Raw genomic sequence first — 14,756 nt, 5'->3', positions numbered from 1 at the left:
AGGAGCAAAGTATGAGTGAAATAAAAATAATAGCAAGTAACAAGTGTTGGATTGAAGATATAGCAAAGAAACAACTTGAAGATATTTTAAAATTGAATGGAGTTTTAAGAATAGTAGGATTGCCTGATTTACATGCAGGTAAAATACCTGTGGGCCTAGCAGTTGAAACCAAAGATATTATCTATCCACATATAATTGGAAATGATATAGGTTGTGGCATGACTTTATTTAAAACTGGAATTTCCAAAAAGAAATTTAAAAAAGATAGATGGATTAAACGTCTTTATGAAATTAAAGATTTATCTGATATAAAAATAATAAATCCATATGAAGAGGAATGCCCAATATCAAATTTGGGGACTATTGGAAGTGGAAATCATTTTATAGAATTTCAATGTGTAAATAAAATTCACAATAAAGAAAAATTTGAACTATTAAGATTTTCATCTGATGACATAATGATGTTAGTTCATTGTGGGTCAAGAAATTACGGAGAAACCATACTTAAAAAATTTTATAATAAAAATGGTATTGAAGTTGGAAGTGAAAAAGAAAGAGATTATATGATAAATCATGATAAAGCTTTAATCTGGTCAGAGCGTAATCGTGAAATTGTTAGTAAAAAAATCATGCAATCAATAGGTATATCTAGAGATATTGAAAAAATATTGTCTATAAATCATAATTTTATAGAAAAAAGGGAAGATAAATTCATACATAGAAAAGGTGCTGTTTCAAGTGAAAGAGGAGCTGTAATTATACCTGGTTCAAGAGGAAGTCTATCATATATAGTTATGCCTACTGAAAATACAGAACTGTCTTTATATTCTCTATCACATGGAGCTGGTAGAAAATGGTCTCGTTCAATTTGTAAATCTCGTCTTAAAAACAAGTATAATAAAGATACTATAAAACAAACAAAATTTAAAAGTCATATTCTATGTAATGATATAAACTTGTTATTTCAAGAGGCTCCAGAAGCATATAAAAATATAGAACAAATTATTGAAAGTTTGATAGAATATAAGCTTATTCAAGTAGTGGCAACTATGAAACCACTAATTACTTATAAAGGGTAATTTTAAAAATTATATTAAATTATAAATAACTGATTTTATTAAAGCATATTAAGAATGCTTTGATACTATCAGTTATTTTTTTGTTTTTTGTTAGGGTTAATAATTTAAAGAGCTTAACTTCATAATATGTAATTTTTATAAAATTACATTCTGTAAGAAATGTTGGGTATAAATGAAAGAATAAACATTATTTTTATTTTAATAGTGAGTATTATAGGTGTTTTATTATGTTAAAAGATAAATAAATTTATTTATATTGACACTAGGATATAATTTATGAAATAATGTTAAAGTGACTAAAATAGTTAAGTAAAAATAGAAAAGGAGCAGTGTTTTATGAAAAAGAATACTAATATTAGTGAGTCCGGGGTTAGACTTCTTAATAAATAAGGAGTTTAATGAACAATAATTCCTTATTTATTAAGTCGATTACAAATAATTATTATAAAAATAAGTGAAATAGTTATTTAAAATTCATGACTTATAAATAAAGGAGAAAGTAAAATAATGAATAGTAATACAATTGAAAGACTACAACTAAATGAGGTTAAAGAATTAATAAAAATACATTGTGTAAGTTCACTTGGAAGAAATTTAATAGACAAATTAACTCCTAGTGGTAATATTGAAGTAGTAAGAAGGAAATTAAAAGAAAATAAAGAAGCTAGAAAAATAATTGAAAATAGTAATCATATACCACTTGAAGGGTTGTTTAATGCAGGTTCTACAATAGATAAAATTGAAAAAGGAATGATAATAGAACCTATTGAACTTGTAAATATAGAGGATTTTTTAAGAGGTTGTAGGAAGATGAAAGCTTTTATGTTAGACAAAGAATTTTATTCGCCTACATTAAGTTCTTATGCTTTAAATATAACAGAATGCAAAAACATAGAGGAAGAGATAAACTACTGCATAAAATCAAATAAAGTTGATTCTAATGCCAGTAAAGAATTAAAAAAGGTAAGAAGAAATATAGAAGTTACAGAAGGAAAAATAAAAGATAGATTAAATAAGTTTATAACATCAAGTATAAACAAAAAGTATATACAAGAGTTTATAATAAGTAAAAGAAATGATAGATATGTAATACCAATTAAATCTTCTTATAAAAATGAAGTTGATGGTACTATATTAGATACTTCATCAAAAGGAAATACTGTATTCGTTGAACCAATAAGTGTGTCAAATTTAAGTACAGAATTGACTATGTTAAAAGCTGACGAGACTATTGAAGAATATAAGATATTATCTTATTTAACAGAGCTTATATTTGATAAAATAACTCAGATAAAGTTAAATATAGAAATACTTTCTGAATATGATATGGTATTTGCAAAAGCTAAATATAGTCAAAAAATAAATGGTATTACTCCAAGAATAAACAACAATGGATATATAAAAATAATCAAAGGTAAGCACCCACTTTTAACAGGAGATGTGGTACCTTTAGATTTTGAAATAGGTAAAAGTTATAGAAGTCTTGTAATAACAGGACCTAATGCAGGTGGAAAAACTGTAACTCTTAAGACTGTTGGTCTATTAACTTTGATGGTTCAATGTGGTTTTGATATTTCTGCTAAAGAAGACAGCGAACTAAGTGTATTTGAAAAAGTGTTTGTAGATATAGGAGATAATCAAAGTATTGAAAATGCTCTAAGTACTTTTTCATCACACATAAAAAATATTGCAGAAATTATGGACTCATCAAATAATTCTACACTTGTTCTATTTGATGAGATAGGTAGTGGAACTGAACCCAATGAAGGAGCAGGACTAGCAATATCATTGCTAGAAGAGTTTTATAGTATGGGATGTATAACAATAGCATCAACTCATTATGGCGAAATAAAAAAGTTTGCTAATTTGCATCCAGAATTTGAAAATGCAGGTATGATGTTTGATAAAGAAACTTTAGAACCATTATATAAATTAACAATAGGAAAATCTGAAGATAGTAATGCTCTTTTTATTTCTAAAAAGATGGGAATAAAAAATAAGGTATTAAGTAGAGCTAAAGAATATATAACTGATAGAAACTACAATTTAGATTTAGTTAAGAGAAGTAAATTAAAATCCCATACTGAAAATAAAGATAATGTTGAATTTATTTCCAATTATACAGAGTATAATACAGGTGATAAAGTAAAATTATTGGATGAAAATGACTTTGGAGTTGTGTATAAACCTAGAGACAAATTTAATAATGTAGAAATATTATTTAAAGACAATTTTGTTTTAGTAAATATAAAAAGATTAGAACTTAGTATAAAAGCAGAAGAGTTATATCCAGAAGGATATGATTTAAATTCATTGTTTACTAGTTTTAAAGATAGAAAATTAGAAAAAGACATTCAGAGAGGTTCAAAAAAAGCTCTTAAACAGATTCAAAGAGAAATTAGAGAAAATAGAAAACAAATGTAAAAAACATAAATGACTATTTAAAATGTAAATAATTATTTTACAAAACATGAGTAATAAATGCGATTATTTTTGCGTATTTTACTCATGTTTTTTTGTGTGTAAAAATTTATACTTTAAACATAGATGAAATAATATTAAAGGAGGTATAAATATGGATGTTCTATTATCTGTAAAAGATGTAACAAAGACTTACAGTAAAAATAAAAAACCAAGTTTGAATCATGTTTCATTCGAGGTAAATTCTGGTGAATTTGTTGGAATTATGGGAGCGTCAGGTTCTGGAAAAACAACTTTACTAAATGTATTATCTACAATAGATAGTGTAAATAGTGGTGAGATAGTAATTAATGGTGTAAATTTAAAAGAATTAAATAATAACTCTACTGCGGATTTTATAAAGGATAATATTGGATTTATATTTCAAGAATACTTTTTGATTGATAGTTTGAATGTTTTTGAAAATATAGCTGTACCACTTACTTTAAAACATATGCAAGCAAGTGAAATCGAAGATTCTATCAAGTTATTGACAAAACGTTTTGGAATAGATTCAACTTTGTATAAGTATCCAAATGAGTTATCTGGTGGTCAATGTCAAAGGGTTGCTGCAGCAAGAGCTATTATAAAAAAACCATCTATAATACTTGCAGATGAGCCAACTGGAGCACTTGACTCAGTATCAGCAAATGAGTTACTAAAAACACTAAGTGATGTAAATCGAGAATTAAAAACTACTATATTGATGGTAACACATGATGCTTATGTAGCTAGTTTTTGTAGTAGAATTTTGATTTTTAGGGATGGTCAAATTATAGATGAACTTCAAAAAAATGAAAAAAATCATAAAGATTTCTTTGAAGCTATAGTTAGCAAGACCAGTAAACTAGAAGAAATATATTAGTATACATTAAAAGGAGATAGTAAAAATGAATATATATAACATTGCTAAAAAGAATCTCAAGAAAAACTTTTCGTTTTATTCATTATATTTGTTTTCTGTAGCTTTTATACTCATGATATTTTTTAGTTTTGTATCTTTTTCTGTGAATGATATTATAATGAATAAAATTTCATCAGATGGAAGAGTAGAAACTATGACAAAAACTATTTCAATTTTTATAATTTCATTTGTATTATTCTATATGCTTTACTCAAATAGATTTTTTATAAGACGTAGAATGAGAGAGCTTGGCATATACACCTTGATGGGATATAGAAAATCAAGTATATTAAAATTAGTTATGATTGAAAATATATTTATTTGCATGATTGCTTTTATTATAGGTGTTTTAGCTGGTTCATTATTACATAAGTTTATTATACATGTAATTGTGCATTCATTAAATTTAAATGTAGATAGTTCAAAGATACCTTTTTTCAATGTAAATGCTGTTATTTCTAGTATATTATTTTTAATTGTTATATTACTTGTACTATATTTTTCAAATTGGAAATTGATTCGAAGAAATTCTCTTCTTAATTTAGTCAAAATAGAACGAAACGAAGAAAAACAGATTATAATAAGACCTTTGATAGCTTTTATAGGTATTTTTATGCTTGTATTAGGATATGTACTAGCTTTTGATATGACTAGAGGAAAGGATTCTGTTTGGTATAGTATTGGTTTTTCTCCAATTGCTATATTGACCTTACTTTGCGTAGTTGTTGGAACTGTTTTTTTTATAAATTCATTTTTACCTTATATTATTAGAATATTAAAAACTAAAAAAAATCATTTTTATAGAGAAATACAGATTATTACAATTCCTAAGTTTATTTACTCCATACGTTCTAATGCAAAAACATTAATTTTATTAACTTTGTTGTCAGCAGGAACATTATGTATATTTGCGTCAACTGTTTTATCAATTTATTATCCTGTAGTAGCAGTTTCTCGTATAGTACCTTCTGCTATTGAGTTTAAGTTAGAAGAAAAAAGTAATGTTGATAAAATTATTAATGCTGTAAGAGATTATGAATTAATAGAAAACCTTAAATACAGAGAAACAAATATTATAAAAGTAAATTCTTCATCAAAAAATTTACCAATTGAGTATTCTATTGGCAAAGACAAAGGAAGAATCTCTGGATTTGACTGTATATCAGAGTCTGATTATATAGAATTAATTAAACAACAAGGGAAAAAATTTGATTTAAAACCTCTGAATTATAATGAAAGTGTATTAGTAAAATATAGACCAAGTGAAGAGAATGTGGATAAAGGGAAAATCCTTAATTTAGATTTATATTCAGATAAAAAGGTAGATGTGGTTATAAAGGATACTACATTAGATAATCCAATTAGTTTTTCAAATAGTATTGGAACATTAATAGTGTCAGATAAACTATATAATGAAATATCTAGATACAATAATCTATCAAGAAATTCTATTATAAGTATTGATGGAAAAGATATGAGAGATAATAAAGAAATTTATGAAAAACTTAAAAATTTATTAAAGAATAATCCATATTTTATAAGTGCTTATCAAAGAAAATTTGAAATTGTGCATGAGAGTAGTTCAACTTTTTTATTGATTAGCTTTCTTTCTGTTATATTTTTTATTGCTACAGGAAGTATGCTGTATTTTCACAGTATTTCTAATGCCATTTATGATAGAAATAGTTTTAATATATTGAGTAAAATAGGATATAGTCAAAAAAATATAAAGAAAATAATTAAGAATCAGATTTTAGTGTTTTTTTCGATACCATATGTATTAGGAATGGCACATAGTATATTTGGATTAATTGCTTACAAATCTGCTTTAATAGATAACATATTAGGAAATAATACACCTATAATAATTCCAATAGTATTTGCAAGTGTCATATTTACACTAGTATATATAGGATATTACATTTTAACAAAGTATTCATGTTATAAAATAGTGCTTAAAAAATAGCATTAAAAATTTTATAAAATATTTGGAAAATAGAAGATAAGCATCTTGTATATAAATTAATTTACAAGTTATGTAATGTTATCATATAATTAATTATCAGAAAGGAGTTAATATGTTCAAAGTCAGTTATAATAAAAGAAAGATTTTCATATTAATAAATCAATTATTGATAATATTATTTCTAATTTATGAATTTTTTAATAATAAAAATATTAAAAGTATTTCCATTTTCACTCTCTTACTTGTATCTATTATAGTTGTTGATATAATGTACATTGAATTAATTAACTTGAAACAAAATAGAGTGCTCGTACAATTTACAAACTTGCTTGTTTTGCTTTCTTGGTATTTTTTATTTTTATTTGATAATAGTAAAACATCTTCTGAATTAATTTTTTTCCTAAGTCCAATTATTGTTTTTGAAAGTGTAAGATTTTTATTTGTATTTTTCTTTCAAGATTACAAATACAACTACCAGAAAGGCTTAGAATTTATATTGAAACTTATGTGTGCTTTGACAGTCGTTTCAAAATTTATTGATAATCATCTGTTTGCACTACTTTATTTATTACAAATAATTATAAGTTTGATAAGCTTTATATTCTTAATAGTCTTATATAAAAAAACTGTGATACTTGTTTTAAAGTGTGAGAAAAGAAATTTTATATATTCAGCTATTTTATTGTTTATATTCCTTGTATATGCTATAGTTTTTTCTAAAAAACAGGAATATGTTGAGAATCTAGGAATGTATTTAATTATATCATTAGCCATATTTAGTATCCATAATATTGCTATAAAAGATAAAGGTTATATAAAACAAAATACTATGCTAAATGGTAAGAAAAGATTGATTTTTATTTCTTTAATAAGTGTATTTTTCGTTGGAATTGGAAAACTATTAGACCTTAATATAATTACGTATTTTATAATAATACATTGTATATTTTGGTTTACTCTACTTTACTTTATTTTAATTTACACAAACATTGATGATATCATATATAATAAAAATTCAGTAAAAAAATTTAGTGTGCAAGAAAGCAACTTAATAAATAATCTAATGCAGATATATAAAGAGGAAGAGCTTAAAAAGGATTTTTCTAATTATCTACATGATGAAGTATTACAAGATTTACTGTCAATTAAAAATATGATGAAAAAATCTGAAAATCCAGATGTAAAATATATAATCGTAAGTACATTAGAAAAATTAAATCTATCTATTCGCAATCAAATGCAGGATTATCATCCAATATTGTTAAAAACACTTACATTAAAAGAAAATATAGAAAATATGTTTGTTATGGTTAGAGGTAATTATTTATCTAAAAATATAGAAATTTGTTTTACATGTGAAGATAATATATTTTTGGCTGAACCATATAATTTTATTATATACCGTATATTAAAAGAGCTAGTAACAAATGCTTTTAAACATTCAAATTGCTCTAAAATCGAAATTTCACTAATTCAAAAAAATAAAGATATAATTCTTTCAGTATTAGATAACGGAGTGGGAGTGGAAAGTGAATATGATTTAATAAGATATCAAAATAATGGGCTATCTTCTATTCAAGAACAATTACACAGATTAAATGGTGTTTTTAATATTGATAAGACAGCTTCTGGGTTTAGTATTGGTGTAAAAATTCCTATGGAAGGAGAGAATTATTATAAATATTTTATTAATAGATGACCATGTGTTATTTGCAAAAAGCTTAGAAATTGCATTAGAAGATTATACTGAAATAGAAAAATTTATTTATATTAAAGATATTTCCCAGGTAATTTCAATAATTAAAAATGAAAAACCAGATATAATTCTTATTGATATTAATTTAGGAAAAATTGACAATGATGGGTTGTCTCTAGCAAAAGACATTATAAGAATAATACCTAAAGTAAAAATAGTCATGTTAACGGGTTATGATTTGCCTGTATATAAGTATGAAGCTCAAAAAATGGGTGCAAAAGGCTTTATAAATAAAAATATTGAGCCAGATAAATTTATTGAAATATTAAATCAGATTCAAAATGGATATAATTATTTTCCCAATGAAATAAAATATATTGAAGAGCTAACACATAGAGAAAAATTAATATTGCAATTTCTATATAATGGAGTTAAGAGAAAAGATATAGCAACTCAATTATACTTAAGTGAGCGAACAGTATCTAATCATATCCAAAACATTTTTGATAAACTAAATGTATCTTCTTCATTAGAAGCTGTCACAAAGGGTGTTCAGCTTGGATATATTAAACTCAATATGCAATAAGAGAAGTTTGTAGTTCAGTAAATGTATTTGATTGTAAATTTTCATCTAATATAATAATTAAATTTAAGTAGAAATTTTTATCATTTAAAATATATATAAAAAGGCTATCTAAAATAAAATTTTAAGATAGCCTTTTTGTTAACATATTTTCATAAATCCAATAATTAGTAAAATCAAACCGCTTAACCAAGATAAATTTAGATTTATATTTTTAACAAATACATTTCCTAGTAAACAACCAAATGATACTGCTAATATATTTGAAATTAGAGAAAATAAGATAACTTGTATATAATTTACACCTACAAGACCACTTCCAAATCCAATAGCTAATCCATCTAAGCTTAAAGCAAGTGCAAGTGTAAATGCTTCAGCAGATTTAAGAATTTTAGATTTATTTGTATCCAAAGTGTCAGGTTCAACACTAACATTAAAATTTAACTTAAGGTCTAGCATATTAAAATTATAATCTTTTGAATGTATGGATTTTTTTTTGAAATAAGATTTAAAGAAACTCTCAACTAATCGAGAACTTCCTAATAAAAATAAAATTAAAAAGCATATCAACATTGTTATATTTTGAGGTAAGAAGTCTCTAGCTATTGTACCTGCAAAAAGTGATATTGCCAAAATTGCTGAAGAAACCACACTAATAATCATATTTGAATATAAAGGAACTTTAACTTTATTTACGCCATATCCAAAACTTGTTACAAAGGCATCTATACAAAGAGAAGTTACTAATAAAATTGATTCAATCACAGTAGATTAACATCCTTTCTCTTAAATTTTATACTTATATAGTTATAGTATTGTAAAAAGAGATAAATTGTTACAGATAAACCAATAGAGTGTTGATAGAATTTCAACATTTTGTAACACCTAAAAAACAAAAAATTCATATTATATAATATAAAACCAAACATAATAAAGCAGGTGAAAATAATGGAGCAACATATTGAGGTTGAGAGTTTTGGTAATCTATTGAAGGCATTATTAAAAGAAAAATCAATATCAATGGGAGCGTTGAGTAAAAAAAGTGGAATTGATAAATCTACTATATCTCGCATAGCAAATAATAAACAAAAACCGAATATAAATCACCTAGAAAAGATTGCAATACACTTAAATGTAAATTTAGAAGAGTTATTAAAAGCATCAGGATATGAGTTTAAAAACAGTAATAATAAACAAATTTTTAATATAGATAGCGATTTTAGTAACTTTGATGATGTACTTGGATTTGCAAATTTAATTAATGATAAAAATTTCAACGGAAATATTGAGAAAGAGTTAAGTAAATGTGAATTATATGTTCAAACAGATGAAGGGAAAAAATTACTTTTTGATAGTTTTAGTAAAAAAATAGATTCTATAGAAAAACAAGGACAATTTACAGATAGACTGAGGGACATGTATGCTGAATTTTGTACAGGAAAATTAGGAATAAAAAAATATTTATTGACTGGAAGTATGCTGCTTTACTTTGTTATATCAACGGATGTTATTCCAGACTTTGTATTTCCAATAGGATTTATGGATGACTTAGTAGCATTAAATATGATTACAAAACTACTTAGAAAAGATAAGTAGTTTTGTAATTGTACTACTCTATGGAGATGACAAGCAAAGATACTGAGTATAGATAAATTTTAATGTTTATCTAAGGAGAAATAACTTGAAAATTTTAAAATAAACAATTTAATATATATTTTGTATGTATTTAAGTATATAAAATAAAATAATATCCAAACTAATACAAAATAGTGATAATTTTTTTGTACTGGAGGATATTTATGAATTGCAAATGGATATCTAAAATAGATGAAAGAAAAAAATGTCATAGAGAAGCAGATTCTTCTGGATATTGTATTTTTCACAAAGAGAATAAGTCTAGTGAAGATATAAAACTGATGATGGACAGTATATATAAGGAAGAAATAAATGAATTTAATGGATTTATATTTGAAAATGAATTTAATGCAGAAGAAATATTAACTTATGACTATAAATTATTAAATTTTTCTGAAACGATATTTAAAAAAGAAGCAAATTTTAGAAAATATCTTTTTAAAAAAAATGTTATTTTTAACTATACAGATTTCAGGGGTCAAGTATCTTTTAATGCTTGTGTATTTTTAGAAAATTGTGATTTTAATAAAACAAAGTTCAATAAGGTATATATAAATGATAAGATATTTGAAAAAGTAAAATTTAAAGGGCCTGATTTAGTAGTTAATAAAGTAGAAAATTTTCCAAGAATGGATGGAATAATTTTTAGTATGTGTACAAAATTTATACTTAAAAATGTGGAGTATGGAAAAAGTGAATGCAAGCATGGAAAAATAAATTATAGAATAGCTAGAAATCAAGCTACAAAAATTGGAGATTATGAGATGATAGGTCCTTACTATTATAAGGAAAGAATTTATAGTAGCAAAATGATAAAACGTTCTAACTATCCAACTCTCAGCAGTTATTTAGTTGAAAAGTTTTTTGACCAAATAGCGCACTATACTACAGGTTATGGAGAAAAACCATGGAATATATTATTTGTGATTATAGCTATAATAAGTAGTTTTGCCTTATTATATCTATTCGTAGGTATAGAAAGTTCAAACAGTACACTTATAACTTTAAATATAAATAACTTAGGTAATTATTCAGCAAGTGAGATTTTTAAAACATATATAGATTTATGGTATTTTAGTATGGCTACATTTAGTACAGTAGGATACGGAGATATGGTTGCTACAAGTTTGATTGGTAAAGCTTTAGCAGGTATAGAAGTATTTTTAGGAGTTACAATAGGAGCAATTTGGGCATCTGTGATTATTAAGAGAATGATAAGATAATATCTATGTAAATATGGATAGGTATTAATTACTAGATATAAATTGGACTAAAGAGGGAAAATTTAAATATAAATATACTTAATAATCCAAGAAGGTGAAAAAATTGAAAAACGGAATAAAAAAAATTTTAACATTAACTCTAATTCTAGCATTTATAATACCAAATTATTCATATGCTGATGAAAAATCCGTAGACAAATACTCAAAAACATCTATACTTATAGACCAAGAAACAGGTAGAGTCTTGTATGGTAAAGAACCTGATATGAAGGTACCTTTAGCAAGTTTAAGTAAGATGATGACTTTTTTACTTGCAATAGAGGCTATTGAAAATAAAGAAGTAAAAGAAACTGACACAATAAAGATAGACAAGTCTATTGCTTCAGTGAAAGGTTCAAGCTATAAACTAAAAGTTGGTGAAGAAGTACCACTTATAGAACTTATGAGAGGTCTTATGATTGTATCAGGAAATGATGCAGCAATTGCTATAGCAAAACATATTTGCAAATCTAAAGAGGCATTTGTAGATAGGATGAACAAAAAAGCAAAAGAAATAGGAATGACTAATACTCATTTTTTAAATCCAAATGGTCTTCCAATATATGATTTAAGTAATCCCAAAAAACCAGCAAAAGAAAATATATCTACTGCAAGAGATATATCTATTCTTGGAAAATACATGTTTGACCATTATGAAAAGCAAGTAACAGCTATAACTGATATGGAAACCTATACGAACTCAGATAGAAGCTTTGAAAAAAGCAATACAAATGCATTATTGAGAATTATACCTGAAGTTGATGGTATAAAAACAGGGTACACTGGGAATGCTGGCTATTGTTTATCATTTTCTATGATTGTTAATAAGAATGAAAAAAATGAAAAAAAACGTAGAGTAATAGGCGTTGTATTAGGTGCTAATCATAAAGATAAAAGAATATCCTCTTCTTTGGCTATGTTAAAATATGGAAAAGAGAATTTTAATATGAAAAAAGTAATTGATAAAGATAGCTTTATTGGTAAGAAATATATAAAAGGAATGAAAGAACTAGAGGTTACTTTAAAAGCCAAAAATGAACTTTATACAATATTAAAAAATGATGAAAATATAAAATCTGAAGTAAAAATTAAAAATATGGAGTATCCTGTTAAAAAAGGTGATACTATGGGTACTATAAAATATTACACTAGTTCAGGTGATTTACTTGGAAGTGTAGATATAGTCAGTGATAATAGTGTTGATAATGTACCACTAAAAACAAAATTAAAAATGAAATTTGCAAATTAAATTCAAAAAAATGGTATAAAATATACAAAAAAATATAAAAATAGAAAATATGGAAAAAATATTGTTATTTTTTCACCTCTATGATATACTACTAGAGGTGAAAAAATAAAATAAATCACACACAGCATTGGGATCCTTAAAAGGTGCCTATTACATGGTTTTTTAGGGAGAAGATCAAGCTGGAGGTATAAAACCAGGAGGTAAATATGTCAGTAATATCAATGAAACAATTATTAGAAGCAGGTGTTCACTTCGGTCACCAAACAAGAAGATGGAACCCTAAAATGGCTAAGTATATATTCACAGAAAGAAATGGAATATATATAATCGACTTACAAAAAACAGTTAAAAAAGTTGAAGAAGCTTACAAGTTCACTAAAGAAGTAGCTGAAACAGGAAAGCCAATTTTATTCGTAGGAACTAAGAAACAAGCTCAAGATGCGATAAAAGATGAAGCTGAAAGATGTGGAATGTACTTTGTTAATGAAAGATGGTTAGGTGGAATGTTAACAAACCACAAAACTATAAAAACTAGAATAAATAAATTAAGAGAATTAGAAAAAATGGAAGAAGAAGGCGTATTTAACGTTCTTCCTAAAAAAGAAGTTATAAAATTAAGAGCTGAAAAAGAAAAACTAGAAAAGTACTTAGGTGGAATAAAAGACATGCCTGAATTACCAGGTGCAATGTTCGTAGTTGACCCAAGAAAAGAAAACATAGCTATTCAAGAAGCTCACAGATTAGGTATACCAGTAGTTGGTATAGTTGATACAAACTGTGACCCAGAACAATTAGACTTTGCTATACCAGGAAATGATGATGCAATAAGAGCCGTAAAATTAATAACTGGTGCTATGGCAACAGCTGTAATTGAAGGTAGACAAGGTGCTGAAGAAGAAGTAGCTGAAGACCAAGAATAATAATTTGACAATTAAATGGTAAGGGTCGCCCTTACCATTTATAATATGGAATAGAATAAGTAGGAGGAAACTTAAAAAATGGCTAATATAACTGCTCAAATGGTAAAAGAGTTAAGAGAAAGTACAGGCGCAGGAATGATGGACTGTAAGAAAGCTTTACAAGAAGCTGAAGGAAATATGGAAAAAGCAGTAGATTTATTAAGAGAAAAAGGATTATCAAAAGCTGCTAAAAAAGCTGGTAGAGTTGCTGCTGAAGGTCTAGTTGCAATAGAAATGAACGATGATAATACAGTTGCTTCTATGGTAGAAGTTAACTCAGAAACAGATTTCGTTGCTAAAAATGAAGACTTCAAAGTGTTCGTTAAAGATGCTGCTTGTATGGCATTAGCTACTGATAAAGAAGATATCGCTTCTTTATTAGGTGAAACTCATAGAGAAGGAATAACTTTACAAGAAGTTTTAAATAATAGAGTTGCAAAAATAGGTGAAAAATTAGACTTTAGAAGATTTGCTAAAGTTGTAACTAATGGACAAGTTGCTGGATATATCCACGGTGGTGGAAAAATAGGTGTTCTTGTTGAAATGGAAACAGAAGCTAGAGATGCTAAAGTTTTAGAATTAGGTAAGGATGTAGCTATGCAAGTTGCTGCTATGAATCCTAAATACGTTTCAAGAGATGAAGTAGATGCTGAATACATAGCACATGAAACAGAAGTATTAACTCAACAAGCATTAAATGAAGGAAAGCCAGCTAATATAGTTGAAAAAATGGTTAAAGGAAGATTAGAAAAAGAATTAAAAGAGGTTTGTTTATTAGAGCAAACTTTCGTTAAAAATCCAGATATAACTGTTAAACAATTAGTTGCTGATGTTGCTAAAGCAGTAGGTTCTGATATAAAAGTTGTTAAAGTTGTGAGATTCGAAGTTGGTGAAGGTATACAAAAGAGAGAAGAAAACTTTGCAGAAGAAGTTGCTAAGCAACTTAAGTAATAACCAAAGAGA

Annotated in this window: 12 protein-coding genes; 11 read left to right on the top strand and 1 reads right to left on the bottom strand. The window is 25.8% G+C overall.

Going from position 1 to position 14,756, the window contains the following annotated elements:
• The first annotated feature begins 11 nt into the window (after positions 1-11).
• The 6 genes from IC218_RS06015 to IC218_RS05990 all read left to right on the top strand — a co-directional run bounded on the left by IC218_RS06015 (position 12) and on the right by IC218_RS05990 (position 8,691).
• Entirely contained in the window at positions 12-1,079 is a 1,068-nt protein-coding gene (locus tag IC218_RS06015) for an RNA ligase RtcB family protein (protein ID WP_227482542.1), read from the top strand.
• A 507-nt stretch (positions 1,080-1,586) separates the two neighbouring features.
• On the top strand, positions 1,587-3,503 hold the full coding sequence (locus IC218_RS06010) for an endonuclease MutS2 (RefSeq protein WP_227434799.1): 1,917 nt from the start codon (positions 1,587-1,589) through the stop codon (positions 3,501-3,503).
• Positions 3,504-3,654: 151 nt separating this feature from the next.
• Positions 3,655-4,404, top strand: a complete 750-nt coding sequence (locus IC218_RS06005; protein WP_227434798.1) for an ABC transporter ATP-binding protein — start codon at positions 3,655-3,657, stop codon at positions 4,402-4,404.
• A 25-nt stretch (positions 4,405-4,429) separates the two neighbouring features.
• Complete coding sequence (locus IC218_RS06000) at positions 4,430-6,409, top strand: ABC transporter permease (protein ID WP_227434797.1); 1,980 nt, start codon at positions 4,430-4,432, stop codon at positions 6,407-6,409.
• A 112-nt stretch (positions 6,410-6,521) separates the two neighbouring features.
• A complete protein-coding gene (locus IC218_RS22170; RefSeq protein WP_227824023.1) occupies positions 6,522-8,108 on the top strand; it encodes an ATP-binding protein in 1,587 nt (528 codons plus the stop codon).
• A 4-nt stretch (positions 8,109-8,112) separates the two neighbouring features.
• The gene (locus IC218_RS05990; protein WP_255606521.1) at positions 8,113-8,691 is read left to right on the top strand and encodes a response regulator transcription factor; all 579 of its coding nucleotides are present in this window, start codon (positions 8,113-8,115) and stop codon (positions 8,689-8,691) included.
• A gap of 138 nt (positions 8,692-8,829) precedes the next feature.
• On the opposite strand, the gene IC218_RS05985 is transcribed toward IC218_RS05990, so the two are convergent.
• Positions 8,830-9,453 (bottom strand): manganese efflux pump, encoded by a 624-nt coding sequence (locus IC218_RS05985; protein ID WP_227434795.1) that lies wholly within the window; start codon positions 9,451-9,453, stop codon positions 8,830-8,832.
• Between the two features lie 183 nt (positions 9,454-9,636).
• On the opposite strand from IC218_RS05985, the gene IC218_RS05980 reads away from it, so the two are divergent.
• From IC218_RS05980 to tsf, 5 genes are all read left to right on the top strand, one after another.
• Entirely contained in the window at positions 9,637-10,284 is a 648-nt protein-coding gene (locus IC218_RS05980) for a helix-turn-helix domain-containing protein (protein WP_227434794.1), read from the top strand.
• 203 nt (positions 10,285-10,487) lie between these two features.
• Positions 10,488-11,546, top strand: coding sequence for a potassium channel family protein (locus tag IC218_RS05975; RefSeq protein WP_227824022.1), 1,059 nt, complete (start codon positions 10,488-10,490; stop codon positions 11,544-11,546).
• A gap of 103 nt (positions 11,547-11,649) precedes the next feature.
• The gene (locus IC218_RS05970) at positions 11,650-12,834 is read left to right on the top strand and encodes a D-alanyl-D-alanine carboxypeptidase family protein (protein WP_227824021.1); all 1,185 of its coding nucleotides are present in this window, start codon (positions 11,650-11,652) and stop codon (positions 12,832-12,834) included.
• Between the two features lie 206 nt (positions 12,835-13,040).
• Positions 13,041-13,754, top strand: a complete 714-nt coding sequence (rpsB, locus tag IC218_RS05965) for a 30S ribosomal protein S2 (protein ID WP_003424537.1) — start codon at positions 13,041-13,043, stop codon at positions 13,752-13,754.
• Positions 13,755-13,832: 78 nt separating this feature from the next.
• Positions 13,833-14,744 carry a translation elongation factor Ts gene (gene tsf, locus IC218_RS05960; RefSeq protein ID WP_021384993.1) on the top strand — a complete coding sequence of 304 codons (912 nt, stop codon included), beginning with the start codon at positions 13,833-13,835 and terminating at the stop codon, positions 14,742-14,744.
• Positions 14,745-14,756 lie beyond the last annotated feature (12 nt).

The organism is Clostridioides sp. ES-S-0005-03 (assembly GCF_020658455.1).
Lineage (GTDB): Bacteria > Bacillota > Clostridia > Peptostreptococcales > Peptostreptococcaceae > Clostridioides.
Note: the sequence above shows the minus strand (reverse complement) of the source record. Positions and strands in the feature narration are given on the sequence as shown.

What these genes read in the sequence shown, in the direction of transcription:
- IC218_RS06015 (WP_227482542.1), top strand. Translation starts at nt 12, where the DNA reads ATGAGTGAAATAAAAATAATAGCAAGTAACAAGTGTTGGATTGAAGAT.
- IC218_RS22170 (WP_227824023.1), top strand. Translation starts at nt 6,522, where the DNA reads ATGTTCAAAGTCAGTTATAATAAAAGAAAGATTTTCATATTAATAAAT.
- IC218_RS06010 (WP_227434799.1), top strand. Translation starts at nt 1,587, where the DNA reads ATGAATAGTAATACAATTGAAAGACTACAACTAAATGAGGTTAAAGAA.
- tsf (WP_021384993.1), top strand. Translation starts at nt 13,833, where the DNA reads ATGGCTAATATAACTGCTCAAATGGTAAAAGAGTTAAGAGAAAGTACA.
- rpsB (WP_003424537.1), top strand. Translation starts at nt 13,041, where the DNA reads ATGTCAGTAATATCAATGAAACAATTATTAGAAGCAGGTGTTCACTTC.
- IC218_RS06000 (WP_227434797.1), top strand. Translation starts at nt 4,430, where the DNA reads ATGAATATATATAACATTGCTAAAAAGAATCTCAAGAAAAACTTTTCG.
- IC218_RS05975 (WP_227824022.1), top strand. Translation starts at nt 10,488, where the DNA reads ATGAATTGCAAATGGATATCTAAAATAGATGAAAGAAAAAAATGTCAT.
- IC218_RS05980 (WP_227434794.1), top strand. Translation starts at nt 9,637, where the DNA reads ATGGAGCAACATATTGAGGTTGAGAGTTTTGGTAATCTATTGAAGGCA.
- IC218_RS06005 (WP_227434798.1), top strand. Translation starts at nt 3,655, where the DNA reads ATGGATGTTCTATTATCTGTAAAAGATGTAACAAAGACTTACAGTAAA.